26 protein-coding genes and 1 riboswitch are annotated in these 24,419 nt (G+C 32.4%); of the genes, 3 read left to right on the forward strand and 23 right to left on the reverse strand.

The annotated features are described in order from the left end of the window. Positions 1 to 137: 137 nt before the first annotated feature. The 16 genes from LGK97_RS10650 to cdaA all read right to left on the reverse strand — a co-directional run bounded on the left by LGK97_RS10650 (position 138) and on the right by cdaA (position 14,010). Positions 138 to 506 (reverse strand): DUF2089 domain-containing protein, encoded by a 369-nt coding sequence (locus LGK97_RS10650; RefSeq protein ID WP_226259754.1) that lies wholly within the window; start codon positions 504 to 506, stop codon positions 138 to 140. A gap of 170 nt (positions 507 to 676) precedes the next feature. Continuing rightward, positions 677 to 1,411, reverse strand: coding sequence for a polymer-forming cytoskeletal protein (locus tag LGK97_RS10655; RefSeq protein ID WP_226259755.1), 735 nt, complete (start codon positions 1,409 to 1,411; stop codon positions 677 to 679). Between the two features lie 11 nt (positions 1,412 to 1,422). Further along, the gene (locus LGK97_RS10660) at positions 1,423 to 2,043 is read right to left on the reverse strand and encodes a YhbD family protein (RefSeq protein WP_226259756.1); all 621 of its coding nucleotides are present in this window, start codon (positions 2,041 to 2,043) and stop codon (positions 1,423 to 1,425) included. Between the two features lie 174 nt (positions 2,044 to 2,217). Next, the gene (locus LGK97_RS10665) at positions 2,218 to 2,757 is read right to left on the reverse strand and encodes a GNAT family N-acetyltransferase (protein ID WP_226259757.1); all 540 of its coding nucleotides are present in this window, start codon (positions 2,755 to 2,757) and stop codon (positions 2,218 to 2,220) included. A 254-nt stretch (positions 2,758 to 3,011) separates the two neighbouring features. After that, a complete protein-coding gene (locus LGK97_RS10670) occupies positions 3,012 to 3,278 on the reverse strand; it encodes a CD3324 family protein (protein ID WP_226259758.1) in 267 nt (88 codons plus the stop codon). A 365-nt stretch (positions 3,279 to 3,643) separates the two neighbouring features. Beyond that, on the reverse strand, positions 3,644 to 4,174 hold the full coding sequence (locus tag LGK97_RS10675; RefSeq protein WP_226259759.1) for a 2-oxoacid:acceptor oxidoreductase family protein: 531 nt from the start codon (positions 4,172 to 4,174) through the stop codon (positions 3,644 to 3,646). A 1-nt stretch (position 4,175) separates the two neighbouring features. After that, positions 4,176 to 4,925, reverse strand: coding sequence for a thiamine pyrophosphate-dependent enzyme (locus tag LGK97_RS10680; protein ID WP_226259760.1), 750 nt, complete (start codon positions 4,923 to 4,925; stop codon positions 4,176 to 4,178). After that, positions 4,925 to 5,995: a 3-methyl-2-oxobutanoate dehydrogenase subunit VorB gene (locus tag LGK97_RS10685; protein ID WP_226259761.1), complete on the reverse strand. Its 1,071-nt coding sequence runs from the start codon at positions 5,993 to 5,995 to the stop codon at positions 4,925 to 4,927. The genes LGK97_RS10680 and LGK97_RS10685 overlap by 1 nt, the downstream gene beginning before the upstream one ends. A 19-nt stretch (positions 5,996 to 6,014) precedes the next feature. Continuing rightward, positions 6,015 to 6,224: a ferredoxin family protein gene (locus LGK97_RS10690; protein ID WP_226259762.1), complete on the reverse strand. Its 210-nt coding sequence runs from the start codon at positions 6,222 to 6,224 to the stop codon at positions 6,015 to 6,017. Between the two features lie 110 nt (positions 6,225 to 6,334). Then, the gene (locus LGK97_RS10695) at positions 6,335 to 6,997 is read right to left on the reverse strand and encodes an ATP-binding protein (protein WP_226259763.1); all 663 of its coding nucleotides are present in this window, start codon (positions 6,995 to 6,997) and stop codon (positions 6,335 to 6,337) included. Positions 6,998 to 7,088: 91 nt separating this feature from the next. Further along, the gene (gene buk, locus LGK97_RS10700) at positions 7,089 to 8,159 is read right to left on the reverse strand and encodes a butyrate kinase (RefSeq protein ID WP_226259764.1); all 1,071 of its coding nucleotides are present in this window, start codon (positions 8,157 to 8,159) and stop codon (positions 7,089 to 7,091) included. Positions 8,160 to 8,208: 49 nt separating this feature from the next. Further along, the gene (gene ptb, locus LGK97_RS10705) at positions 8,209 to 9,117 is read right to left on the reverse strand and encodes a phosphate butyryltransferase (protein ID WP_264175017.1); all 909 of its coding nucleotides are present in this window, start codon (positions 9,115 to 9,117) and stop codon (positions 8,209 to 8,211) included. 22 nt (positions 9,118 to 9,139) lie between these two features. Beyond that, positions 9,140 to 10,225, reverse strand: a complete 1,086-nt coding sequence (gene buk, locus LGK97_RS10710) for a butyrate kinase (RefSeq protein WP_226259766.1) — start codon at positions 10,223 to 10,225, stop codon at positions 9,140 to 9,142. Positions 10,226 to 10,356: 131 nt separating this feature from the next. Continuing rightward, positions 10,357 to 11,955, reverse strand: coding sequence for an NAD(P)/FAD-dependent oxidoreductase (locus tag LGK97_RS10715; protein ID WP_226259767.1), 1,599 nt, complete (start codon positions 11,953 to 11,955; stop codon positions 10,357 to 10,359). Next, positions 11,936 to 13,192, reverse strand: coding sequence for a YbbR-like domain-containing protein (locus LGK97_RS10720; RefSeq protein ID WP_226259768.1), 1,257 nt, complete (start codon positions 13,190 to 13,192; stop codon positions 11,936 to 11,938). Before LGK97_RS10720 ends, LGK97_RS10715 begins: the two co-directional genes overlap by 20 nt. After that, the gene (cdaA, locus tag LGK97_RS10725) at positions 13,162 to 14,010 is read right to left on the reverse strand and encodes a diadenylate cyclase CdaA (RefSeq protein WP_226259769.1); all 849 of its coding nucleotides are present in this window, start codon (positions 14,008 to 14,010) and stop codon (positions 13,162 to 13,164) included. The genes LGK97_RS10720 and cdaA overlap by 31 nt, the downstream gene beginning before the upstream one ends. Positions 14,011 to 14,177: 167 nt before the next feature. On the opposite strand from cdaA, the gene LGK97_RS10730 reads away from it, so the two are divergent. Continuing rightward, complete coding sequence (locus LGK97_RS10730) at positions 14,178 to 15,197, forward strand: hypothetical protein (RefSeq protein ID WP_226259770.1); 1,020 nt, start codon at positions 14,178 to 14,180, stop codon at positions 15,195 to 15,197. Positions 15,198 to 15,280: 83 nt separating this feature from the next. Beyond that, positions 15,281 to 15,406: riboswitch (cyclic di-AMP (ydaO/yuaA leader) on the forward strand. After that, positions 15,407 to 15,961, forward strand: a complete 555-nt coding sequence (locus tag LGK97_RS10735; RefSeq protein WP_226259771.1) for a cell wall hydrolase — start codon at positions 15,407 to 15,409, stop codon at positions 15,959 to 15,961. It abuts the riboswitch before it with no gap. A 117-nt stretch (positions 15,962 to 16,078) separates the two neighbouring features. Here the strand turns inward: LGK97_RS10735 and LGK97_RS10740 are convergent, their stop codons facing one another. The 3 genes from LGK97_RS10740 to LGK97_RS10750 form a co-directional block, all read right to left on the reverse strand. Further along, positions 16,079 to 16,936, reverse strand: a complete 858-nt coding sequence (locus LGK97_RS10740; RefSeq protein WP_226259772.1) for an NAD(P)/FAD-dependent oxidoreductase — start codon at positions 16,934 to 16,936, stop codon at positions 16,079 to 16,081. Between the two features lie 211 nt (positions 16,937 to 17,147). After that, positions 17,148 to 17,465, reverse strand: a complete 318-nt coding sequence (gene trxA, locus LGK97_RS10745) for a thioredoxin (protein ID WP_226259773.1) — start codon at positions 17,463 to 17,465, stop codon at positions 17,148 to 17,150. Positions 17,466 to 17,658: 193 nt separating this feature from the next. Continuing rightward, complete coding sequence (locus LGK97_RS10750) at positions 17,659 to 18,975, reverse strand: tetratricopeptide repeat protein (protein ID WP_226259774.1); 1,317 nt, start codon at positions 18,973 to 18,975, stop codon at positions 17,659 to 17,661. 175 nt (positions 18,976 to 19,150) lie between these two features. Between LGK97_RS10750 and LGK97_RS10755 the strand changes: the two genes are divergently transcribed. Beyond that, a complete protein-coding gene (locus tag LGK97_RS10755; protein WP_226259775.1) occupies positions 19,151 to 20,176 on the forward strand; it encodes a L,D-transpeptidase family protein in 1,026 nt (341 codons plus the stop codon). A 127-nt stretch (positions 20,177 to 20,303) separates the two neighbouring features. Here LGK97_RS10755 and citG read toward each other — a convergent pair whose 3' ends face one another. The 4 genes from citG to citF all read right to left on the reverse strand — a co-directional run bounded on the left by citG (position 20,304) and on the right by citF (position 24,380). Further along, positions 20,304 to 21,170: a triphosphoribosyl-dephospho-CoA synthase CitG gene (gene citG, locus LGK97_RS10760; RefSeq protein WP_226259776.1), complete on the reverse strand. Its 867-nt coding sequence runs from the start codon at positions 21,168 to 21,170 to the stop codon at positions 20,304 to 20,306. Continuing rightward, positions 21,160 to 21,672 carry a citrate lyase holo-[acyl-carrier protein] synthase gene (gene citX / locus LGK97_RS10765; protein WP_226259777.1) on the reverse strand — a complete coding sequence of 171 codons (513 nt, stop codon included), beginning with the start codon at positions 21,670 to 21,672 and terminating at the stop codon, positions 21,160 to 21,162. Before citX ends, citG begins: the two co-directional genes overlap by 11 nt. Before the next feature lie 6 nt (positions 21,673 to 21,678). Then, positions 21,679 to 22,722: a [citrate (pro-3S)-lyase] ligase gene (gene citC, locus LGK97_RS10770; protein WP_226259778.1), complete on the reverse strand. Its 1,044-nt coding sequence runs from the start codon at positions 22,720 to 22,722 to the stop codon at positions 21,679 to 21,681. Between the two features lie 119 nt (positions 22,723 to 22,841). Then, complete coding sequence (citF, locus tag LGK97_RS10775; protein WP_226259779.1) at positions 22,842 to 24,380, reverse strand: citrate lyase subunit alpha; 1,539 nt, start codon at positions 24,378 to 24,380, stop codon at positions 22,842 to 22,844. Between the last annotated feature and the right edge of the window lie 39 nt (positions 24,381 to 24,419).

Raw genomic sequence — 24,419 nt, forward strand, 5'->3', positions numbered from 1 at the left:
GTTTGCTATGCCTATTTTTCTCCCCAACTGCTCTCCGAGCATAAAACCTAGGACACTATAATTACTTTATAGAAACTCAAGTTTTTCATATTAGTTTCCGTGACTACTCTATTTTAACATTGATCATTTCATTTATTTTATTTTCCGCTTAGCATTCTTAATGCTTCATCCGCTGTAATTTCACCTTTTTCTAACATATCTACTACTTCTTTTTTATCAGTAGAAGGTTTTTGTTTTGCCACTGTATAACCAAGTGAAATGATAACCTCATCGAGTTTTGCTCTAACTGTTGGATATGATATACCTAGTTCTTTCTCTACATCCTTAATGTTTCCCCTGGATTTTAAAAATACTTCGATGAAACTTAATTGCTCACTGTTTAAATAATCAAACTTAGATAATTCAAACTCATTCTCAACAACCGTATTACAACTATCGCATTTTAGTCTAGTTGCTTTTAATCTAGAGCTACAAACTGGACATTTGCTTAATACTTTATATGCCACTTATTCCCACCTTCTTCCTTTGTATTCATTATATTCTGATTAATTAAAATAGTCAATATAAAAATTAAAATAATCAACATTTTCCTATAATATATTGATTATTTTAATGTTCATATTAATATTATTAATATAGCACTTGTTTCATGTAGTTCTGTACCTATAAAATTAGTTTATATCTTCTTTTGTTCTTTAACTATTGATTCACTTGAAATATTAATTTCACCACTATACTCTATAAGGCCTATATTACAGCCGTCACCTATAGTCACATTATTTCCCCTTACAATCTTTGCATTTGTATTCTCAAGGTATATTTCATCACCTTCGATTAACTCAGTTGTTAGTTCGCCTTTTGTATTAAAAATATTATCAATTACTTTTTTTAAAAAGAAATTTTCAATACTACTAACCTTTACTTCAATATGCTCCCCACCAATTTCTTTTACACTGCTTTTGCCACCAAGGCTTATATTCACTTCTCCTGCATTTAATAACCCTTGTATTTTAAAATTACCACTAGCCTTAAAGCGTTCTACTTCACAATCTTTTCCTACATGTAATGATCCTGATATATTAACTTCTTCTCCATATAGGCTTTCCCCTACATGAATTGAGCCGCTTATTTTTATACTTTGACCTTTAACTTGACCTAGTACATGAGCAGATCCACTTACCTTCATTTCTCCTACTTCAATATCGCCTTCAATATTCGCTGATCCGCTAACTTTTATAGTCTCAGCTTTTAGAGCTCCTGTAACTTTTGACGAACCACTAGTTTTAAATTCTACGCATTCTAAATCTCCGTTTATTTTTCCTGACCCACTTATACTTACTTCATTACACTTCCCTCCACAAGAGCTCCCTGATCCTGATATTTTTATATCTCCAATAATGTTTTTTTCCATGTTAATCCTCCTTAAATCTTAATTTTTAGTTCTTCGATACTTTGCGATATATTAAGCCTTAATACCATCTTTGCACTGTTTTCTATATAAATCTCATTAGGAAGTGTAATCAAAAAACATACCGCCATCCCAAATTTTCTTAAAAGAATTATCTCACAGTTTTTGCCTTCTAGAGATTTATAATTTTCTTCTAAAGTCTCTATTATAAGTTTGCCTTCCTCTAAGGATACATTCCCAGATACTAAGCTTTTTTCTAATAATGAAATATATAATATTTTTTTAAAAGAAAAGGTTTTTATATCTCCATAGATATCTTTATACATAATTAATGTTTGTGACCTAACAATGTTCTTATTTAATAGCTCTTCTTCATTTAAAAATACATCTGCTAGTTGTGGTGAAAACATTTGTGCTAAGTTATCTAAAGATACATCATCTTTCATATCCTTAATTTTTTCTATTCTGTCTAATATCTTCTCCTTAGGAAAATAAGTCTCTTGCCCTGTGTAGCTGGATTTTTTTATGAACCATTCTTCTGGTATAAGGCTTTTCCTTTTCCACCTATACAGCTGACCGTAAGAAACATCAGTTAGTTCCAATAATTCTTTTTTTGATATTAAATCTATATCCATATAACCCCTCCTTGCATGCCATAATTAGATAATTAAGTTTAATTATGATTTACTATATTTATAGTGTAACATAACATTGTTCTACTGTAAACATAAAATATACAAATTTTTTTATATTTATAGTTAACAATAAAAAAGAGAGGAGAACCCTAATTATCTTAGGATTCTCCTCTCTTAATACTTAAAATCATTCCAATTTACTGGTGTACTCTTCTCATTTTCCCAATCTTCCCTTGTAATTCCATAAGCAATTGCATCATATGGTATTCCATCATTACCTACCCATGCTTTTCGATGGTGTGCTTCTTTAACAAACCCACACTTATGAAATACACATCTCATAGCATAATTATCTTGCCTTGTATCAGCTTCTATTCTTTCTTTATCAGAAAAATTATTAAACACATAAGAAACAAGCCAATTTACTGTAATTGAGCCAATTCCCATACCCTTATATTTACTTAAAATTCTTATATCAAATAAAGGGTCACCATCTTCCAAGTCATAAATTCTTATCATTCCGACCTTTATATCCTGGTCTAAAACAACCCAAAATGTTTTGCAACCATCCCCAGTATAATATCCATTTTCATAGCTTGCTCTAATTCTTTCTGGTTTTGGGTTCGGTGTTCCATAAAACTCCCAAGTTTCCGATGTTAAAAATTCTACAAGTGTATCAATTTCATCTTTAAATTCTTCAAAGTTTATATTCATTATTTTATTTCCTCCTCATATCTATTCATAATTAGTATTAAAGGTTCGTTACAAGCAACAAGCTTTAAGTTAGAAATTTTTCTATATAATTTCTCAATATCTAACTCCATTTTATCACTGCAATTTTTTCTTAAAATACTACTCCCATAGCTATTTTAATATAGATGCGTACTAAAATAATATATAAAAAACAATTGTATATTATTCTTTACATATAAAAAGCCACCATTCATTAGAGTGGCAGCTTTTCATATTTATTTTCTTGTATATACAATCTTTTTAATACTATCAATGGAAAGAAAAAATTCTTCTGCCAAATCTAAGATTAGATACCCACTTTCATGTTTTTTGCGTATATCATCATTTCTATTTTGTATATACTCTCGATTTCCTGATTTTTCTCCCCATTTTTTTCGTTCTGTGTTTTCAGAGGGAATATATACATATTGCCCTTGAATATATTTTTGAATTTCTCTTAGTAAACTATCTGGTAAAATTGCTTCTGCCTTTACATATGCCATAAAGCTCATCTCCTTAAATTTATATTCTAAATTAAAGAGGCAAAGCCTGTATATATGTATGACCTTTAATTATAAAGACGACTATATCTTATTACCCCTATGCAAATTGTCGCCATATGTCATACTACAGACTTTGCACAGAGTATTTTGAGTTTTTAGCATTCCTTTACACCCCCAAATAGATTCTTATAATATATATAATACCAAATAATATATATATTATCAATTATAATCATTACTTATATTTAATGGGCCTATGCTCACAGATTCATAAAGAGCCTGTTTTAAATCTATCATAAAGTTCACTATCATTAATTTAGAAAACATCCTATGATTACATATGAAATCACAGGATGTTTTTTAAATTATTTAATATATGAAGCGCCTATCTCAAGTGCTTTTTTATTTATTTCAAAGAATTTTTCTTTACCATGATCCTTTAAAGATAATAGTATTGCTTCCATTGATACTATTTCAGTTCTCTTTACTAAAGCTCCTAGAAGTACCATGTTTGCAATCTGTTTGCTTCCAAGGTTTGCAGCTTCTGTTTGAGCTGGAATGCTTATTACTTCGATGTCATCTCTTGAAGGCATTCTGTCTACAAGGTCAGAATCCATTATTAATATTCCACCTTTAGCTACACTATCTTCAAACTTATCAAGAGAAGGTCTGTTCATAACTACAAGTACCCCTGGCTTGTTAACAATAGGAGAACCTACTGGTTCATCTGAAAGTATAACTGCGCAGTTAGCCGTACCTCCACGCATTTCTGGGCCGTAAGATGGCAACCATGAAACGTTCATGTCATTATCCATACCTGCATATGCTAAAAATTTTCCCATTGAAAGTGTACCTTGACCACCAAATCCTGCAAATATACTTTCTTGTGTTGCCATATTATTTTACCTCCGCAGTTGTGTCTTTTTTAACACCTAGAGTATAGAATGGCATCATATTATCTCTAAGCCATACCATAGACTCCTGAGGTGATAGTCCCCAGTTAGTTGGGCATATTGACAATACCTCAACTAGTGAGAATCCTTTTCCATCAATTGCATTTTGGAAAGCCTTTTTAATTGCTTTTTTAGTTTTTGTAACATTAGGAACAGTATCTGCTGATACTCTTTCTACGTAACAAGCTCCATCTAAAGTTGCTATCATTTCTGATACTCTAATAGGATATCCTTGCACTTTTACATCTCTTCCATAAGGTGAAGTTTCTGTAACTTGACCTGGAAGTGTAGTTGGTGCCATTTGGCCACCTGTCATGCCATAAATACAGTTATTTATGAATATAGTAACCATATTTTCGCCTCTTGTTGCTGCATGTACTATTTCAGCTGTACCTATTGCTGCAAGATCTCCATCCCCTTGGTATGTGAATACCACAGAATCAGGCTTAACTCTTTTAATTCCTGTAGCAACCGCTGGTGCTCTTCCATGCGCTGCTTGGAACATGTCACAAGCAAAATAGTCATATGCTAAAACTGAACATCCAACTGGTGCTACTCCTATAGTTTTGTCTACTATATTTAACTCTTCAAGAACTTCTCCTACTAATCTATGAACTAATCCATGAGAACATCCTGGACAATAATGCGTAGGAACATCTAATAATGCTTTTGTTGGTTCAAATACTATTGCCATTATTTTGTACCCCCTACTATTTCTCTTACTTTAGATAGTATATCATCAGGATGAGGAACCATTCCACCTGTTCTTCCGTAGAAATGTACTGGTTGTCTTCCTTCAACTGAAAGCCTAACATCTTCAATCATTTGTCCACAACTCATTTCTACTGATATATATCCATGTTTTGTGTTATTTATTGTTTTATCAAAAGCTTCAAGTGGGAAAGGCCAAAGTGTAATTGGTCTTATTAATCCTAATTTTATACCTTCGTGCTTGGCCATTTTAATAACGCTTTTGCATATTCTAGATGTAGTTCCGTATGCAACCATTATTAAATCAACTTCTCCATCACAATTAAATAATTCATATCTTGTTTCATTTTTCTTTATTTGTGCATACTTTTCTTGTAATTTTATATTATGTTGCTCCAATTTTTCTGATTGAAGGTATAGTGAATTTATAACATTATGTTTTTCTCTACCATTAAGCCCATTAGCTGCCCAAGTTTTTTCTGGTAATGCTTTAGGAGCTCTTTCTTTAAATTCTACTGGCTCCATCATTTGTCCTAGCATTCCGTCTCCCATTACCATTACAGGAGTCCTATACATATCTGCAGTATCAAATGCATCTTGAACTAAATCAACCATTTCTTGTACTGATGCAGGTGCATATACAGGCATATTAAAATCACCATGAGCTCCACCTTTTGTTGCTTGGAAGTAATCTGATTGAGCTGGTTGAATACTACCTAAGCCTGGACCACCTCTAACTATATTTACAATAACGCATGGAAGCTCAGCTCCAGCTATATAAGATATTCCTTCTGCTTTTAAACTTATTCCTGGTGAACTCGAAGATGTCATACATCTTACTCCTGTACCTGCTGCTCCATATACCATATTTATAGCTGCGATTTCACTTTCTGCTTGCAAGAAAACTCTTTGAATTTTAGGCATTTTTCTTGATAAATATGCAGATATCTCAGTTTGAGGTGTTATTGGATATCCAAAGAAGCCTTGACAGTTAGCTCTAATAGCTGCTTCTCCTATAGCTTCATTACCTTTCATTAACACTTTTTCTCCCATAAGTCCATCCTCCTATTCTTTACTTTTGAACTGTTATTACTAAGTCGGGACACATTTTTCCACAAGATGCACATCCGATACATTCTTTCATCTTCTCGTCTGTTACCATAGCTGGATGATACCCTTTAATATTTAGCTTATCTGAAAAACTTATGATTTTCTTAGGGCACACAATTATACAATGTCCACACCCTTTGCATCTGTCTTCTCTAAAATCTACTCTTGGCATGTTTAAACCTCCTCAAAAATCCGAATTTATAAAATTTAAACGTTTACTTATTAATTTTAACTCTTGCAGTCCAAACTGTCAATGAAGTTAATTACTTGATTATTTTCTTTCTATCTCCAAGGTGGCAACATATATGTATCTATACCAAAAATATCACCTTGTAATTTTCCACTAAGTTCTCCCACTAATTCATTGCTACAAACAGTATATGCGTGTGGTAGGTTTAATTCCTTAGATAGTGAGGCTACAACTTTGTCTCCATCTATTATATGCTGTTGCACAGTCTCGTAGGACAAGTTAGTATTAGATATCAAATGAGTAACCGTAAGTCTTGAGGCTCTTTCTATTGCTTTAATGTATTCCTTTATATCTGTAGTATTTGATGTAAATGGCCTATTGGTATTTATGACAAAAAACATATCATAAGGTTCTTCTTTAAAAAATCTATTGTATTGTCCTAGGGCTATTGAACCTGAGTCATCACCACCTATATCCAATACAACCTCATAACTTTTGTCATTAAAAGCTGCTATTATCTCTGCTGGAACTACCATAAGCTCTGCGTTAACTAATTCTGGGCTTGATGCTATAACTCTTATTCCATAGTCCTCTAATTGCTTCCTCACGTCTCTTACACAAAAATAAGGATTTACAATATCTAAGTCAACAATGACAACTTTCTTTCCTGCCTTTGCAAGATTTATTGCATAATTTATTGCGATTTCTGTCTTTCCACTACCGAAGTGACCTGTAAATGCCCTAATTCTACTCATAATATCATCTTTCCTTTCATAAGTTTGCCTTAATAAATCACTTCTATAATACAATAAATAAATTATAAAAGTGATTTTTCATTATAATTTACTATTTATATTCTTTTGCTTTTTCCTCACCACGTAATACTCTAAGTCCACCTTCAGCTAGTGCTAATAACTCATCTTCTCCTGGATAAACTACTACAGGGCATATGAATTCAACTCTTTCTTTTATGTACTTAACCATAAGTTTTCCATAAGCTATGCCACCAGTTAAAATTATAGCATCTACCTTCCCTGATAAAACTGCTGCACATTTACCAATTTCCTTAGCTACTTGATATCCCATAGCTTCAAAAATCAACTTAGATTTCTCGTCACCAGCTTCTACATTTTCACCTACAGCCTTGGCATCGTTAGTATTAAGATAAGCAACAAATCCACCTTTTCCATTTATCTTTTTCTTTATGTCCTCTAATGTATATTCTCCACTAAAGCACATTTTAGCTAAATCGCCAACTGGTAATCCACCTGATCTTTCTGGTGAAAATGGACCCTCTCCATCTAGTGCATTGTTCACATCAACTACTCTTCCATTCATGTGTGCGCCTACTGAAACTCCACCACCCATGTGTGCAACTATCAAGTTAATTTCTTCATATTTTTTCCCTATTTCAACTGCATATCTTTTAGCTACTGCCTTTTGATTTAGAGCATGGAAAATACTCTTTCTTTCTATTTCTGGCATACCTGATATTCTAGCCACATCAATCATTTCATCCACAACAACTGGATCAACAATAAATGCTGGTATATCTAGTGATTTTCCAATTTCATTTGCTATTATTCCACCTAAATTTGAAGCATGCTGTCCTTGTACTCCAATTTTCAGATCAGAAAGCATAGCTTCATTTACAGCGTATGTACCACCCTCGATAGATTTTAAAAGTCCTCCTCTACCTACTACTGCATCCAATGTATTTATATCAAAGTTCTTTTCTTTAAGTACATTTAATATAACTTCTTTTCTGAAGCTAAACTGCTCAAATATGCTTTCAAAACTACTTATCTCCTCTGATGAATGTCTTAAGGTTTCTACTAAAACTTCTTTCTCATCTTCATACACACCTATTTTAGTAGAAGTTGAACCTGGATTAATCATTAACAATTTATATGACATATTGTTCCCCCTTTATGCTGTAAGACACATATTTATTCAATTAGCATTCTTATTTGTTATACTCTGCAACTAAAGCTGCAAGCGCTATAGAATTTAACTTCGTCTCTGGTGAATCTGCTCTAGATGTTACTATTACAGGTGCAGATGTCCCCACCAGTAATCCACCACTATTAGCCTGCGTAGTATAAGTTAAACATTTATACATAGCGTTAGCTGCTTCAATATTAGCCATTAAAAGAATATCTGCTTTACCTGCTACAGGACCATCTAGTTTTTTATGTTTTGCTGCTTCTTCTGATAATGCATTATCAAGGCCTAAAGGTCCATCAATGATACATCCCTTTATTTGACCTCTCTCATTCATTTTTGAAAGCATTGCAGCATCAAGTGTTGCTGGCATACTTTGGTTTACAACTTCTACTGCACAAACTACTGCAACTTTAGGAAGTTCAACGCCACAAGCTTTTGCTACTGCTACTGAATTATTTATTATATCTACCTTTTCTTTTAATTCTGGATACATATTAAAAGCAGCATCTGTTAAAAATATTAATCTATCATATCCTGGTATTTCAAATACCGCTACATGAGACATTTGTTTTCCAGTTCTAAGTCCTACTTCTTTGTTTAGTACAGCTCTTAAGAATGTAGCAGTGTCAACTAAACCCTTCATCATCATATCAGCTCTACCTGAAGATACAAGTTTAACTGCAGTTATAGATGCTTTGCTTGCATCCTTTTCGTCTATAATTTCAAACTCACCTATATTCATACCTATTTTACTTGCAATAGAAATTATTTCTTCTTTATCTCCTACGAGAATCGCATTTGCTACCCCATTTTTCTTAGCATCGCGTATTGCTTCAAGTACTGGTTCATCTTGAGCAACTGCTACTGCTACCGTTTTCATAGCCTGTGACTTTACAGTACTTAATACTTCCTCAAACGTTTTAATCATAAGATTTACCTCCCCATATTCCTTACTTTGTTTCTTCTTCGTATATTTTGGCTTTTTCTTCTCCATTTACTATTCTAAGTGCTCCCTGTGCTAAAGCAAGCATTTCATCTTCCCCTGGCACCAATTCAACCGGAGCTATAAAGCTCACCATTTCACTTATCCATGTAGTCATTCTCTTATTGTATGCAACCCCCCCAGTAAGGATTATAGCATCAATTTTCCCAGAAAGAACTGTTGCCATAGCACCTATTTCCTTAGCAATTTGATATGCCATAGCCTTGAAAATAAGTTCTGCCTTAGCATCCCCATCTTCTATCATCTTATCTACAATCCGTCCATCATTTGTATTTAGATAAGCTACAAGTCCACCTTCTCCTGTTAACTTTTTCTTTAACTGAGGAAGAGTATATTCTCCACTAAAAGCAAGCTTCGCCAAATCTCCTACTGGAAGTCCTCCTGTTCGTTCTGGAGAAAAAGGACCTTCTTCATTGGCATTGTTTACATCTAAGATTCTTCCATTTTTAATTGGAGACACAGATATTCCACCACCAATATGTGCAACTACAAAAGAACTATTTTCAAATTCCATATTTAACTTAGTACAAACTCTTCTTGTTACTGCTTTTATATTTAACGCATGAACTAAAGAGCGTCTTTGAATTTCTGGTAGTCCTGATATTCTTGCTACATCTAATATCTCATCTACCGCTACTGGATCTACTATTAACGCTGGTATATTAACTCTTTTTGCAATTTCATGTGCTATAACTCCACCTAAATTAGATGCGTGTTGTGCTTGATATCCGATTTTTAAATCCTCTAACATTTTTGGTGTAATGCTATATGTACCACCTGGCATTGGCCTTAATAATCCACCTCTGCCCACTACTGCAATTAAATCTTCAAGAGCTATATTTTCTTCCTGCAGCCACTGTAATATTAAAGCAGTCCTCATATCCTTTTGGTCATAAATCTTGTCGAATTTCTTAATCTCATCAGAGCTATGGGTCAAATTTGATGTAATTACACAATGTTCATCTTTGAATATTGATAATTTAGTTGATGTAGAACCGGGATTTATTGCTAAAATATATCCTTTTGTACTCATTTAAACATCTCCCCCTATTGTCTCTCTATTAAATAACGACCATTTATTACTACTTGTACTTGATATGTGTTTTGTTCTTGCTTTCATTTTAACAAATATAGTATATGAAATTCAATACTTAAGAAAATATATTATGAATGTTTCCATTCTTTCATTATAGCTTCTGCAACTTTTAATCCATCTACGGCTGCAGATATTATCCCCCCTGCATATCCAGCTCCTTCTCCCGCTGGGTATAGTCCCTCTAAAGATATACTTTCTAAATTTTCTTTTCTATCAATTCTTACTGGTGCTGATGTTCTTGTTTCAACACCTGTCATAATTGCATCCTTTCTTGCAAACCCACTAATTCTGTAGTCGAACTTAGGTAAAGCTTCTTTAATAGTATCTGCTACATATGTTGGTAAACACTCAGTAAGGTTAGCAAACTTATAGCCGGGTGTATAACTTGGTTTTATACTTCCTAGCTTATTACTAGTATTTCCTTCAAGGAAATCCCCAACCAATTGTACTGGTGCATTGTAATTTGACCCTCCAAGTTTGTATGCTAGTGATTCATAATGTCTTTGAAATTCTATACCTGAGAGTGGATTATCAGAGGCGAAATCCTTAGGACCTACAGAAACCACTATGGCTGAGTTTGCATTATTTTTATCTCGCTTATATTCACTCATACCATTTATTGCAAGGCAGCCTGGTTCCGAAGATGCTCCTACTACTTCTCCACCTGGGCACATGCAAAAACTATATGCCGCTCTGCCAGATTTTTCACTTGTATATGTAAGTTTGTAGTCTGCGCCTCTTAACCTTTCATGGTTTGCATATCTTCCATATTGATTTTCATTAATCATGTCTTGAGGATGTTCTATTCGTACTCCCACTGCAAATGGCTTGCTAGACATAAATACACCTTTTTTATATAACATTTCATAGGTATCACGAGCGCTATGACCGGGTGCTAAGATTAAACTATCACAAGGTATCTCTTCGCCATTAACTATTACACTTTTTATTTTCTTATCTTTAATATTTATATCTTCAAGTTTGCTACTGAATCTTACTTCTCCGCCTAGTTTAATAATAGTTTCTCTAATGTTCTTCACAACTTCCTTTAGTATATCTGTTCCTATGTGAGGCTTCCCTACATATAGTATCTCCTCAGGTGCACCAGCTTTAACAAATTCCTCTAATATGTAGTCACATCTAGTATCTTTTATTCTTGTTGTTAGTTTTCCATCTGAAAATGTTCCCGCTCCGCCTTCTCCAAATTGCACATTAGATTCTGAATTTAAAACTGCTCTAGTCCAAAACTTTCTTATACTTTTTGTCCTAAGTTCTACCTTTTCTCCTCTTTCGATAATTAAAGGCATATATCCCTTTTGTGCCATAAGAAGACCAGCAAACATTCCTGCTGGTCCCATTCCTACTATTATAGGTCTATGATTCATATCTTTAGTTCCAAATTCAAATTTAGCGTCATACCTAACTTCTTCAATTTTAACATCTTTATCATTTGCTCTTGCCACAATCTTTGATTCATTATCTGCATCAATAAGAAGAGCATAATTAAATTTAATATTATTTTTTTTCCTGGCATCTATGGATTCTTTAGCTATTCTAAATGTTTTTATTTCACTTTCTGAAATCCCCACTTTTCTTGCTGCTTTTGTTTTTAGTTCATCTATACTTTCTTCAATATCTTGGACTATGTTATTCAGTCTTATTGTCATTGGTTGTAGTTCCCTCCGTTTGCTTTTTCGTAATAGTTACTAATATGTTTTCTAGTTCTTGTGATATTAAACTTACCCCTTCCGGACTAGTGACTGACACCTTAATAGTGTGATCACCTTCTTCTAAATTCGCTAAATCTACTGTAGCACTAAATTTTTTCAAATCTAAATTATCAATTATTGCTTGAGTACCTGAGACTGATATAGCACTTTTGAGTTTTTCTAACTTAACGTTGTACTTTTCACTTAAATTAATATATTTTATGTCCAAGCTTAAGTCCTTTATAATAATAGTACTTAAACTAATTTCAACCTTAACCACACCATTATAATTAGGATCTACAAAACTTAACCCGTCTGGGAGTATTACTTTTGCCTCTACAGTGGTATTTTTGCTAACTTCACTTAAATCAATAGTCTCTGTGCTTAAATTGCTTGCTAAATTAAGAGCTTGTGCACTTCCTGTTACATCAATTCTTTCTGGTATAACCTTTATACTTGTCATTATAAATTTAGGATTTAAGTTTTCCTTAGTTTTTACGCTAACTCCTAAAGATTTAGTCTTTTTTATAGGGATTTTAATATCTATATGCGATGGAACCATAGTAACATCCTTTACTTCTTTTCCCTCTGCATCTACTGGTTTAAGCCTATAGTTTTTTGTAACTTCTGATTCAAGGCCTCTTATATCTTCTTCTACTAATATCTGTTTTACTGCATTTATAAGTTTTGCCCCACCTATCACTGTAGCACTTGTCTGCGATAGGATTGCTGGCGAAGCATAGAATCCCTCTTTAGGTTTTCCAGTTACGCTTACTTTTATAGGCAACTTAACTTCCATGCGTTCATCTAAGTTTACTTTTATAAAAAGATTATCACTATTTACAACATTTATATTGTCAGGGCTTCTTCTTATTTCAATTGGTATCTTTTGTTCTCCACTTTTAAGAGCATATGCACTTAAATCCGCAACTATTGTAAAATCTTCAGCTGTCTTTGCCATAAGTATGCTGGTACTTGCTCCTTTAATATTTATATCTATAGTAAACTCCTGTCCTGGGACTAAAATTAGATTTGAACTTGTTAACACATCTGTATTCATAAGCTGTACAGGAATGTGTTTAAGCCAATAAGCATTAACTGGATTCTCAGTACTTGTTATAAAAAGCCATAGTACAAAGGCAGCTATCACACAGCAAATCTTAATTATAAATTGTTGTTTTCCGGCTTTATCCATGACTTTATTCTCTCCTTAACAGTTATTTTTTTGCTTTGTCTGTTCCTTATTATTTGGACTAGAACTTTCTTAAGCTTATCTCTATCATAATTCCTTACTAGTCTACCATTAACTGCAAGAGATATAGTTCCTGTTTCTTCTGACACAATTATTGTTAGTGCATCCGAGCTTTCCGTTATGCCTATTGCCGCCCTATGCCTTGTTCCTAGCTTCTTGCTTATTCTATCACTATCTGTTAAAGGCAGAAAACACCCCGCTGCAATTATCCTATTATTTCTTATTACTGTGGCACCATCATGAAGTGGTGTGTTAACTACAAATATGTTTTCTAATAAGGCAGCTGATATTACAGCATCCAAAGTAGTTCCCGTTTTAATTATTTCTGCAATGCCTGTTTTTTGTTCTATTACTATTAATGCCCCCGTTTTACTTTTTGATAGATTCTCAACCGCATTAACAATTTCGGTTATAATTTTTTCCATTACCTCTTCATTTTCAAATATGTGCTTATCTGTAAAAGCAGTGCTTCCGAGATGTTCTAAAGCTCTTCTTATTTCCGGCTGGAATATTATCACGATAGTTAAAACCCCAATTGTTATTGTCTTGTTTAAAATCCAATTTAACATTGTCAAATTAGAAAAATGGCTTATCGGAATAAGTATAAAAATAAGAACTATTCCTTTTAATAATTGCTCAGCCCTTGTTTCCTTAATTAACATGTAAAGTTTATAGAATATAAACGCTACCACTATTATATCCAAGATTGAAAATAAACTTATATTTCTAATTGTCCCCAGCATTAACTTAAGTACATCCATAAATCTCACACTCCCTACTAAAACTTATATCTATAATTATACACCATGATTTAGCTTATTAGTATATAATATAAGTTAAATTTAAGTGCCCCCTATTAATTTAACTAGAATAATTTATATACTATGTTAATATAAGAATATAAGGCAAATAATAAGGAGTGAGTTTTTTGAGTGAAGAAAAAGTTGTAGATACTAATGGCAAAAGGAATCTATTTAAAATTATACTTTTTATATCTATTATTATGACCTCTATAGGCATTTTTTTAGCTAGCTACTACTCATCCATAAACAAGGTCTATGATTCCTACGAAACCAGCTTAGCAACTAACATTAACAGTATTAACGAAGTTAATACTAATGTATCCCAATTTAATAGTAATCAAACAATAGATGTTGATTATGCTAAAGAGCAATTACCTAATATAATTAAAGATTTATCTAACTTACGTGATTCTTTAACAATTATAGAGCCTAGTGCAAAATATAAAAAAGATTATGAAAATCTTAAGTTAGGTTTAGGTAAGAATCTATTAATATATAGACAATCATTAGCTATTTTAAATAACCCTTCTGGTAATGATGTAGAAACATCCATGGCTAACCTTAAGACTTATAGAAATGATTGTATGGATCTCTATTCTTTAGTAGATATTGAAAGCCTTAAAATAGAATTGCCAAAGACAAGTTTAACTTTTATTGAAAACGTGCTTAATTATAGTTCTAGTGCCGTAATGATAAGAAAAGAAACAAATATTAAGATGCAACAAAATCAAGAGTTTATTAATAAAATTGATGACTTATCTAGAAACTTTTTAGATGCTAAAACTAATTATTACCCTTCTGTGATAAAGGCGCGAAAAAAGGAAATATCCTACGATGAACTGTTATCTATAGTGGATAATAATTTTATAAAGTTAAGTTCTATCCAAACCAACTTTAAAACTCTATCTATACCACCTTTAGCTATTCCTACTTATGAAGCCTTCAAAATGTTATTAGGTATGCACGAAGATTATTTGAGAGATTTTAGACTTGCATTATCAAGTGAGAAAGTTCAATCCTTAAGTGTAGTGGTAGATTCCTCTGTAGTCGATGCTTTATATACTTATTCTAATTCACGCTTTATAGACGTAGAAAATAGCTACAATAGTTTTATAAAAGCCTTTACCGAATTAAAAAATAGATAGTAAATAAATATAAATTATTATATATATTTATATATATTTATATAATAATTAAAGTTAGTGTATTATTTTCAAACTGTTGGTCACACTATTATTAGCCTAAGTTTAATAAAACACGGAGGAACCAAGCATTTGGGGTGAATCACTAAATTGTGTAGGTTAAACCTTTTCCGAACCCGTCAGCTAACTCCGTAGGCAAAAGGAGAGATAATATGAAAAAATCATCTTTTTTAGCTTATATGCTAACTCTTTTTTTAGTGTTTCCTAACCTAACAGTAAATGGAGAAAACCTGTATCCAAATTCATCTGAGACTAAAGACTTATACAAAAATCAACTTGAGGCAGTAGCGGTATTTAATCAGTCGAATGGTTCACTTTATGTTACAGATGAGGATGTTTATTTAATGGCTCAAGTTGTATACGCGGAGAGCTGTGGTGAGCCATATACTGGTAAGCTTGCAGTGGCATCTGTTATACTAAACAGAGCTTGCGAAGGCAGTTTTCCTAAATCCATTTCTGGTGTTATTAATCAGAAAAATGCATTTTCTTGTGTTAGAAAAGGGAAGGTAATTCACAATGGTAAACAAGACTTCATCCCAGATTCGGATAGTTACGGCGCTGTATTAGAAGCATTAAAAGGTAATGATCCCACAAACAAAGCTGTTTTCTTTTACAACCCCGAAATAGCAACCTCTCAATGGATGAAGGATATAAAAAAGGCTAATATAAAAACTATAGGAAACCATGTTTTCTTTGTAGTAAATTAAAAAACTGTAGTTATATACTACAGTCCAGGCAACTAACTTAAATTAGTTGCCTAATTTTATTTATTACACTTATTTAATAAACAAGTAACAAATTATTATACTTCTTTATTTTGAATCCTACATATTATCCAAATAAGAAACAGCACTAGCCGCAGCAACTAATCCTTCACCAGCAGATTTAATAAACTGGTATGGCTTTCCCGTACAATCTCCTGCAGCAAAGCAACCCTCAATATTTGTCTTCATATTTCTGTCTACTTTTATATGCCCTTCCTCTATTTCAAGGCCTGGCACTAGTTGTCCTGGTGATACACTATCTCTTAACATGAAAATTCCATCCGTAATTATCTCGGCTTTTTCTAATATAAGCTTAGTTACCCTGTCATTACCAACTATTTCTAAAGGCTTACTCTTTATTATCTCTACATTTGGATTTAGCTTGTATTCTCCTTTGTACATAGGAATAAAATAGGTTTTGCCACTTAGTTCACTTACATAATTGGTTTCTTCTTCACTTTCTTTATTATAACCAACTATAGTAACAGTCTTTCCTTTATACAATGGTGCATCACATGTAGCACAGTATCCTACACCCTTTCCTAAAAACTCTTCTTCCCCTTTTAATGCTTTAGCGTATTCTATGCCTGTAGCTAAAATTATTGTTTTAGCCTCATACATCTTTTCGTTTACCATCAAAGCAAAATAATCTCCCATGGCGTATATATTATTTATTTTTTCATTCACAATACCTATCCCCATAGCATCAATATGATGTGAAAAACGATCTTTAAGTTCCTTTCCCGTAATGTCATGAAATCCTAAAAAGTTGTTTATCTTGGGTGCTTTTATTAGTTTTGCACTTAAATCCTTATTACCGAAGAGTATTATATTTTTATTTCTAATCTTAGCATTAATTGTTGCTTCAAGACCTGCTGGTCCTGTTCCAATTATTGCTATGTCATATCTTTCACTCATGATATCGCCCCTTACCTTTTTTGTAGTGGAAATAATATTTACTCTTAATCCTGTTCTCACTGTTATAACTAAATTTATTTGGCTTCTAAAATGGAGATACTTATTTAAATTATAAAATTTAAATAAACTATCTCCAAATTACTGCATTTAGCTTTATGACTAACTTATAAAACTGCATGTAGAATAAGTACTTATGCTTATTCTTTTAATCTTATAAATGTCTTTCAATTATTTTCTTTAAGTCTGCTTTAGGTCTGAATCCTACCATAGTTTCTTTTACAGTATCTTTACTAAATACTACAACTGTTGGGATGCTTGCAATTCTATACTTTGATGATATTAATGGATTATCATCTACATTAACCTTTACAAACTTAACTTTATCTCCCATTTCCTTTGATAACTCTTCCATTACTGGGGTTAACATTTTACAAGGTCCACACCAAGGTGCCCAAAAATCTACTACTACTATACTGTCAGAGCCTGCAATTTCAGTGTCAAAACTTTTATCATTAACTTCTTTAATCATATTATTACCTCCAGTTATTATACCCCATAAGGGTATATTTATATTATTATTGTATACCTTATTATGTGACTAGTCAATAATATTTTGAATTACCATCATGGTAAATCTGCCTTTTGATTAGTGCTATAAATTATAAGTATCAGCTCTACTATTTAAAAATAGTATACCCAAAGTAAAACTTGAAGATGCCTTATTACTTTAATATATCTTTAACTATAGTATTATTATATTGTGAATTTGGAAACTGTTTTGTAAGCATTTGTGCATAAGCCTTTGCCTTGTCTTTGTTAACATCCTTATTTATAATAATTAAATTGTACAGAACTTCCTCAGCATAAGTTCCACTAGGAAATTGTTTTAAACTCATCTCATAGTACTTAATCGCATTTTCAAAGTCAGAGTTAGCTTTATAGTTTACTGCTAACATATAGATAATATGTTCTTGCAAATAATTATCTTTAGAATATGGTAATGCATACAACAGATATTTTTGAGCTTCAACAAAGTTATTTTCCTTTATATAACTTGTTCCTTTTTCATAAAAATATTGTACTCCATCACTTTTAATAATTTCTTGACCTTTTATTACAAGTAACTTTTGGTTCATTGTAAGATCTGCATTTTGCCACTTGTTTATATACTCATTTATTTGCTCCATGTTCTTACTTTTTATACTTTCAGTAAATAATTCTTGTGGGAACTTTGATGTTTCATCAGCTTTATTTTCTGAAGGTTTCACTTCCTTCTTGCCTGTATCCTGATTTTCTACTTTAGCATCTTTTTTAACTCCTTCAAGTTTATTAATTTCTATGTTTTCTAAACTCTTGGTTTCTCCCTTATTTTTACCCCTAACTCGGTTTATTCCACTTTGTATCTTTTCTATACCTGCTATTGAAATATCTTTTACGGTATGCATATATATCTTACCTATAAACAGTATAGATGTTATTAAAAATATACTAGCAGTAACTATAAGTATTTTTTTGTAGTTCATTTCTTTTTTCAAGTTGCCATACTCTATTAATGTTTTTTTGTTCGTACTGGCTTGGGTATTTCTTTTATCTACTTTCAAAACCTCATTTATGTGGTTTAGTGCTTTGTCATACTCACCTTGTTTTATATAGCAAAGACTTATATTATTATTCACATTAATAAAGTTAAAGTGACTGTTTCCACACTGCTTTAATATTTCTAGTGCTTCAGATATATTAAGTTGCTTTATAAGCTCTAAAGCATTAATGTAAAGTTGCAACTTTTCTTTATCCTTTATAGCATCTCTTAGGTATTTTTTTGACACTTCATCGTTATTCCTTTTGTAACTTATATTCCACATCTTTTTAGCATTGTCTAAATCGCCTTTTAGATAGTATAAAATACCCTTTAAATTTAAAGCAGCAGAATTTGCACTATTTATAGAAATACTTTTTTCACAAAGTTCTAAGGCCTTGTCTATATACCCATCGTTATACTTATTCATTGCTTTTACATATATTTTTCCTGCCTTATCCATGATTTCACCTTTTATTTCCTATATTATGAGTATTTCAATTATAACATAGGATTTAACTTTTTTCCTCACTTTTGATATTCATAAATTTCAAGCTCTAGCTTTAATATATAATCTGTAACAAAACTTAATCTATTTCATATTATGGCATTGATATCAATTAATAAAAGGGAGTTCTATGGGTAAAAAAAGTTTAGTTTATCTACTAATAGTTTTATTACTTTTAACTTGTTTCTCTTTATATAATAAGCATGTGAAAGAATCAACTTCATTATCTAAAAGCATAAATATTTTGAAAATAGACTTTATAGCTTTTCCTATTAAAGAAAATCAAGCTAAACTTTTTCCTTTAGTAAAACAATTTACTAGTAGCTTACCTAAAAGCAAAACAGAGGAGAATAAAGAAGAATCCGAACAATTAAAATCAATAGAAAAAACACCTGAAATTAAAAAACCACTACCTGAAAAAACTGTTGTGGTTAAGGTTCCAGATGTTGTGCTTAAAATTGGTGACAATGGTGACGCTGTAAAATACATCCAACATAAGTTAAATGAATATGGCTATAAGCTAGAGGAAGATGGCTTATTTAGTGCCCTTACTTATGATTCCATATTAAACTTTCAATATCGCTGCAACTTAGGTATCGACGGCGCCGTTGGTCCAAAAACTCTAGAAAAGCTTAATATCCCCCCAGATAAAAATATAGGATTTAACACCAAGATAGCCTCAGTTTCAAGCAGTAAAAATACTACATCTACAATTGCATTAAATAATTATAAGTCTGTTAGCGAGCTAGAATCATCAATAAATTCTCCAAAGGCTACTAGCAAAACAAACTATTATATTAAAGTAGATTTATCAAATCAGCGGGTAAACATTTTTACAAAGTCAGAGGATAAATGGGTTTTAGATAAATCCTTTATATGTTCAACTGGAAAAGCCTCTACCCCCACTGTAAAAGGTGATTTTACAATTAAAGATAAAGGTCCAATGTTTAGGGCAGGATCAAATACTATTTGCAATTACTATACACAGTTTTATGGTAATTATCTATTTCATACTGTACTCCTTGATAATAATGAGAATATACAAGATGGTAGACTTGGAACACCTCTATCTCATGGTTGTATAAGGCTTGCCATTGACGATGCTAAATATATATATACTTCTATTCCTTATGGCACAAGTGTATCCATCCAGTAGATCTTAGGTGAATTACATTACTACAAATAACTTTATTTCATTATAAAGTTATTTAAATTATTTCCCCTAAAGTTATCCCCAACTTAAATTAAGAATTCAATTAATCCACAAAAATAATGCACGGTTGTTATAAAGTATTCATGTATTCCTCCACAGAGTTAAAGAATACAGTTACAGCTAAAAGATCTGCTGATCCTCCTGGGCTTATATAATCTTTAATAAATTCTTTGTTCAGAGTCTCTATTGCTTCTTTCCCTATTTCTGTAGTCATTCCACCTAAAGAGACTATTTTTTGGGCCTTTTGCTGCACATTTTTTAGTGTATCCATTGAATGTCTGTGAATAATATTAGAATCCTCACAATATTTCATAATGCATAGGAGTGTATGTATTAATCTATCGTTTAACTCCAGATCTTTATTTTCTTTATATACTTCAAGGGAATAATCAAATACCAAGGGAATGCCTCTCTCTACTTGACCTCTTATTCCTTCTATTTTATGCTTTAAAAATAATTTTTCTCCGTGACTTGTAGCTTTTTCTTTATCCATAGAAGATAGTTCTTCCTGAACAAGTCCCTTGGTCATTTGCTTTATTATTCCTTGAATTTCAGAAAAACTTATCTTATGGTAAATGGCTTTTGTTACAGCAGCACAACTTATGCCTAAAAGAAAAATCATACCTTTGTGAGTATTTACACCATTGGTGCCCTCAAACATTTCATTCTCTGCCTCTATTCCTATTGACCTAATAGCCTTAAATATCTCACCAGGAGTCTTATTTGAGTATCCTTCCTCAGCAAATAGCACCATATACTTGCTTAAAATAGATGTGCTTTTAATAAAAGTATAGTGATCCATGTCTCTATGGGCTCCTCTTGAGACAGAGGATACTAACCCCGGTGATGGATATGCAGCTACTTCACATAGCATTGCTTCAATTGCATACCCTGCTATAACAAAAGCTTCATGTGATATTAAATACTTATTCTTCATAGGACCTCTCCATATATTCTGCAAATTTTCTTTTTATAAAGCCTTCAACTTCATCTAAGCTATGTTTTCTACCTCGTACACAATTATGAGCAATATCATCACAAATAAAACATTTCCTCATAGCTAATCCAAGCTCTAAGCGGCTAATGCCTATTCCTCTGTCATCATATACATCTATGTCCACGCATCTTCCTAAAATATGATTGCTTTCTATATTAAGAGTCACTGCTTTAATATCCCTTGCAGTCTTCTTTATGCACATAATCACAATAGGACCTTCCGCAGCTCTTATACTTTTTTTGTAATGAATAGAATCAGTTAATATTTCAGAAATCTCTTGCTCCATGACCTTAATTATACCTTGTGACAAGGAATTATCTTTATCAAGTCCTGGATAGTTAACCCTAATAACTAGCATTGGCATTTTATATTGCTTAACTAGTTCTTCTTGATATTCAATTCTTCTTTCTCTTTCTAACAATATATCTTCTGCTGTATACATATGTTTTTAGTGTGGAGAATCGCTGGATTTTATTTTCTCCATTATCTCCTTTCCTTGTGTAGTATTTAAAAACTTCCAAGTTGAGCTAGGCACTATGTTCTCTATTTCTGATATTTGTCCTTCTTTGATTAACTTTCTAACCTTAGAAGCACTAATAACATCTGACTTATATGATTTTCTTTGTATCTCTATAACTTCTACCCCATATGTAGGTAAAATATCTTTTAAGGACTCATTATAAGCATTGGTAACTTTGCAATAAGGCTCTTCTCCTATAAATCTTTTGGTTATATTTAATGACTTGCAAAAATATCTTCCAAAGATTGATGCATCTAATGTAGTATAGGCTCGTAATATTTCATCCTCTTTTCTTAAAAAATAAGATGGAAAGGTAGCTCGTGAAATGATATATTCTCCGCCTTTAATCACTCGAACATTTTTTAAGTGAGAAACACCTTCTTTAACCATTGCATATCTATGAATAAATGGAAATGAGGATTTATCTTCTTCAACTATAAATACTAGAACCTGGTCACTTTGCCTTGCAGCCTCTTCTATTAAATACCTATGTCCTAGTGTGAAAGGATTACAATTCATAACTAAAGCTGACTTTTTAGCACTTATATCTATGTTGTATTCCCTTTGTATGTCCTTTAAGTATTTTTCTATATCATATATTCCGCTCTCTAGTAGAGCCACATTCTCTATTTCATGTATAATTTTATAGCCAAGAGATGTGAATATATGAATGTTTTCTATCTTAGTAAATATAAAACTATGATAAATCCCTTCATCAAAAAGCTTATCTGATACTGCTCCCATTAGTGTTGCTGCTACACCTTCGCCTCTTAACTCATCTGAAACTGCAAAACATTTAAACACATTTTGAGACTTAGAGCAGGTGGCTTTAATCTCCTGATTTTCTCTAATTACTACTGTATAATCAACATTATCATCAAGTTCTAGATGAAATGTTTGTAAAAAGTCCCTTACTTCTTTTACCTCATCTTCATGCTTTAGGTTAATCTTTTCAACATTAAATCCATACATGGCAATCCCCCTTATGAAGGCTTCCGATTCGCCCCAAAATATGCCCTTATGCATATAAAACAAAGCTGGAAAGTTTTATTTTCAGCTTTGTTTTGTGTCTTATAACGTCTTATAAGTTCTTATAAGGGTCTTCTAACTACATCAATTACTGACCCATCCCTATATTCTATAACTGCAACTATTTCATCTGAGAGCTCAATAGCTTTTGGTTTACCCGTCATTTTTTCAGCTATTGCTTTTAATTCTTCAATAGTCATTATTGGAAGATTTGTATTTCTTAATTTTTCAAGTATATCTGTTCTTTTAGGATTAACCGCTATGCCTCTTTCTGTTACAATAACATCGATACTTTCGCCTGGGGTTGTTATTGTAGTTACACTTTCCTTAATAATTGGAAGTCTTGCCTTCATTAATTGTGTAACTATTATTGTAAGCTTAGCTCCCGCTGCCGTGTCACTATGGCCTCCAGACCCACCCATTATAGCACCATCTGATCCTGTAGTTACATTAACATTAAAATTAGTATCTATTTCTGTAGCCCCTAAGATAACTATGTCTAAGTTATTTACAACTGCACCTTTGTTATCTGGGTTTCCATACATAGAAGCAGACATTCTTTGATGTTTATGGGTTCCTACATAGGATCTTACTGCCTGTAAATCAAAACATTGAACATCAAATAAAGTTCTAAATAATCCTTCTTCAAACATATCTACAATATATCCAGTTATTCCGCCTGAAGCAAAGCTACCTACTATTCCCTTTTCTTTCATATGCTTTCTTAATTCTGCAGCTACAGCTAGTGAAATCCCACCTGCGCCTGTTTGAAAGGACATTTCATTTTTAACAAGTCCTGAAGCTACCATAACATCCTTTGCCATTTTAGCTATTTTAAGTCCTACAGGATCTTTAGTAATCTTTGTAGTACCTGATACTATTCCAGCTGGGTCACCGATAGAATCCACCTTCACTATATAATCTATATATATTTGGCTTATTTCTATAGGACAAGTTGGATAAGGCACCAAGTTATCTGTTACTGCTACTACCTTATCTGCACACTCAGCATCTGCTACTGCATAACCTAACGCTCCACAAGCTGACTTTCCGTATAGTCCACTTACGTTTCCGTATTCATCTGCTGTTGGTGCTGCAATAAATGCTACATCTATATGCAGATCTCCACTCTCTATGGCTCTAGCGCGTCCGCCATGAGTATGCATAGTCACTGGTGTTTTTAATATACCCCTAGAAATTTCTTGTGCCACAGGCCCAGACATATAATTAGTCACAATCTTAGTAATGACCCCATTTTTTATATGCTCAATCAACGGTACATTATTGGGGAATAAAGAGCTTGCAGCTAAAGTAATATCTTTTATTCCTGCCTTTGCAATAGCCTCAACTACTAAATTCAATACCTTATCCCCATTTCTTAAATGATGGTGAAAAGAAATTGTCATGCCATCCTTTAATTGAACATTCTTTAAAACTTCCTCTATACTACCCAAAACCTTTTCATGGTTTGGTGTTACAGAGTTTAACTTTGTTTCTTTTCTTAGTTTAATTCCGGCATGTTTAAATACGCCTTCAAATTGAGTTACTTTTCCATACCCTTCTATATATTCTGGTATTTCCCTACCTAATATATTTTTCATTATTATCACCTCAATTAACTAATCCACTAAAGTAGCTTT

This window comes from Clostridium sp. CS001, from assembly GCF_020443565.1.
Lineage (GTDB): Bacteria > Bacillota > Clostridia > Clostridiales > Clostridiaceae > Clostridium_AD.

Coding starts and splice junctions, on each gene's coding strand:
- LGK97_RS10675 (WP_226259759.1), bottom strand. CDS start 4,174: ATGGCAACACAAGAAAGTATATTTGCAGGATTTGGTGGTCAAGGTACA.
- citC (WP_226259778.1), bottom strand. CDS start 22,722: ATGTATGGATTTAATGTTGAAAAGATTAACCTAAAGCATGAAGATGAG.
- buk (WP_226259764.1), bottom strand. CDS start 8,159: ATGTCATATAAATTGTTAATGATTAATCCAGGTTCAACTTCTACTAAA.
- LGK97_RS10690 (WP_226259762.1), bottom strand. CDS start 6,224: ATGCCAAGAGTAGATTTTAGAGAAGACAGATGCAAAGGGTGTGGACAT.
- LGK97_RS10755 (WP_226259775.1), top strand. CDS start 19,151: ATGGGTAAAAAAAGTTTAGTTTATCTACTAATAGTTTTATTACTTTTA.
- LGK97_RS10655 (WP_226259755.1), bottom strand. CDS start 1,411: ATGGAAAAAAACATTATTGGAGATATAAAAATATCAGGATCAGGGAGC.
- buk (WP_226259766.1), bottom strand. CDS start 10,225: ATGAGTACAAAAGGATATATTTTAGCAATAAATCCCGGTTCTACATCA.
- citF (WP_226259779.1), bottom strand. CDS start 24,380: ATGAAAAATATATTAGGTAGGGAAATACCAGAATATATAGAAGGGTAT.
- LGK97_RS10660 (WP_226259756.1), bottom strand. CDS start 2,043: ATGGATATAGATTTAATATCAAAAAAAGAATTATTGGAACTAACTGAT.
- cdaA (WP_226259769.1), bottom strand. CDS start 14,010: ATGGATGTACTTAAGTTAATGCTGGGGACAATTAGAAATATAAGTTTA.
- LGK97_RS10665 (WP_226259757.1), bottom strand. CDS start 2,757: ATGAATATAAACTTTGAAGAATTTAAAGATGAAATTGATACACTTGTA.
- ptb (WP_264175017.1), bottom strand. CDS start 9,117: ATGATTAAAACGTTTGAGGAAGTATTAAGTACTGTAAAGTCACAGGCT.
- LGK97_RS10670 (WP_226259758.1), bottom strand. CDS start 3,278: ATGGCATATGTAAAGGCAGAAGCAATTTTACCAGATAGTTTACTAAGA.
- citX (WP_226259777.1), bottom strand. CDS start 21,672: ATGTATACAGCAGAAGATATATTGTTAGAAAGAGAAAGAAGAATTGAA.
- trxA (WP_226259773.1), bottom strand. CDS start 17,465: ATGATTAAAGAAGTTAATGATAAAAGTTTTGACACTGAAATTGCAGGC.
- LGK97_RS10685 (WP_226259761.1), bottom strand. CDS start 5,995: ATGGGAGAAAAAGTGTTAATGAAAGGTAATGAAGCTATAGGAGAAGCA.
- LGK97_RS10680 (WP_226259760.1), bottom strand. CDS start 4,925: ATGGCAATAGTATTTGAACCAACAAAAGCATTATTAGATGTTCCTACG.
- LGK97_RS10735 (WP_226259771.1), top strand. CDS start 15,407: ATGAAAAAATCATCTTTTTTAGCTTATATGCTAACTCTTTTTTTAGTG.
- LGK97_RS10720 (WP_226259768.1), bottom strand. CDS start 13,192: ATGGATAAAGCCGGAAAACAACAATTTATAATTAAGATTTGCTGTGTG.
- LGK97_RS10695 (WP_226259763.1), bottom strand. CDS start 6,997: ATGAGTAGAATTAGGGCATTTACAGGTCACTTCGGTAGTGGAAAGACA.
- LGK97_RS10715 (WP_226259767.1), bottom strand. CDS start 11,955: ATGACAATAAGACTGAATAACATAGTCCAAGATATTGAAGAAAGTATA.
- citG (WP_226259776.1), bottom strand. CDS start 21,170: ATGAAGAATAAGTATTTAATATCACATGAAGCTTTTGTTATAGCAGGG.
- LGK97_RS10750 (WP_226259774.1), bottom strand. CDS start 18,975: ATGGATAAGGCAGGAAAAATATATGTAAAAGCAATGAATAAGTATAAC.
- LGK97_RS10740 (WP_226259772.1), bottom strand. CDS start 16,936: ATGAGTGAAAGATATGACATAGCAATAATTGGAACAGGACCAGCAGGT.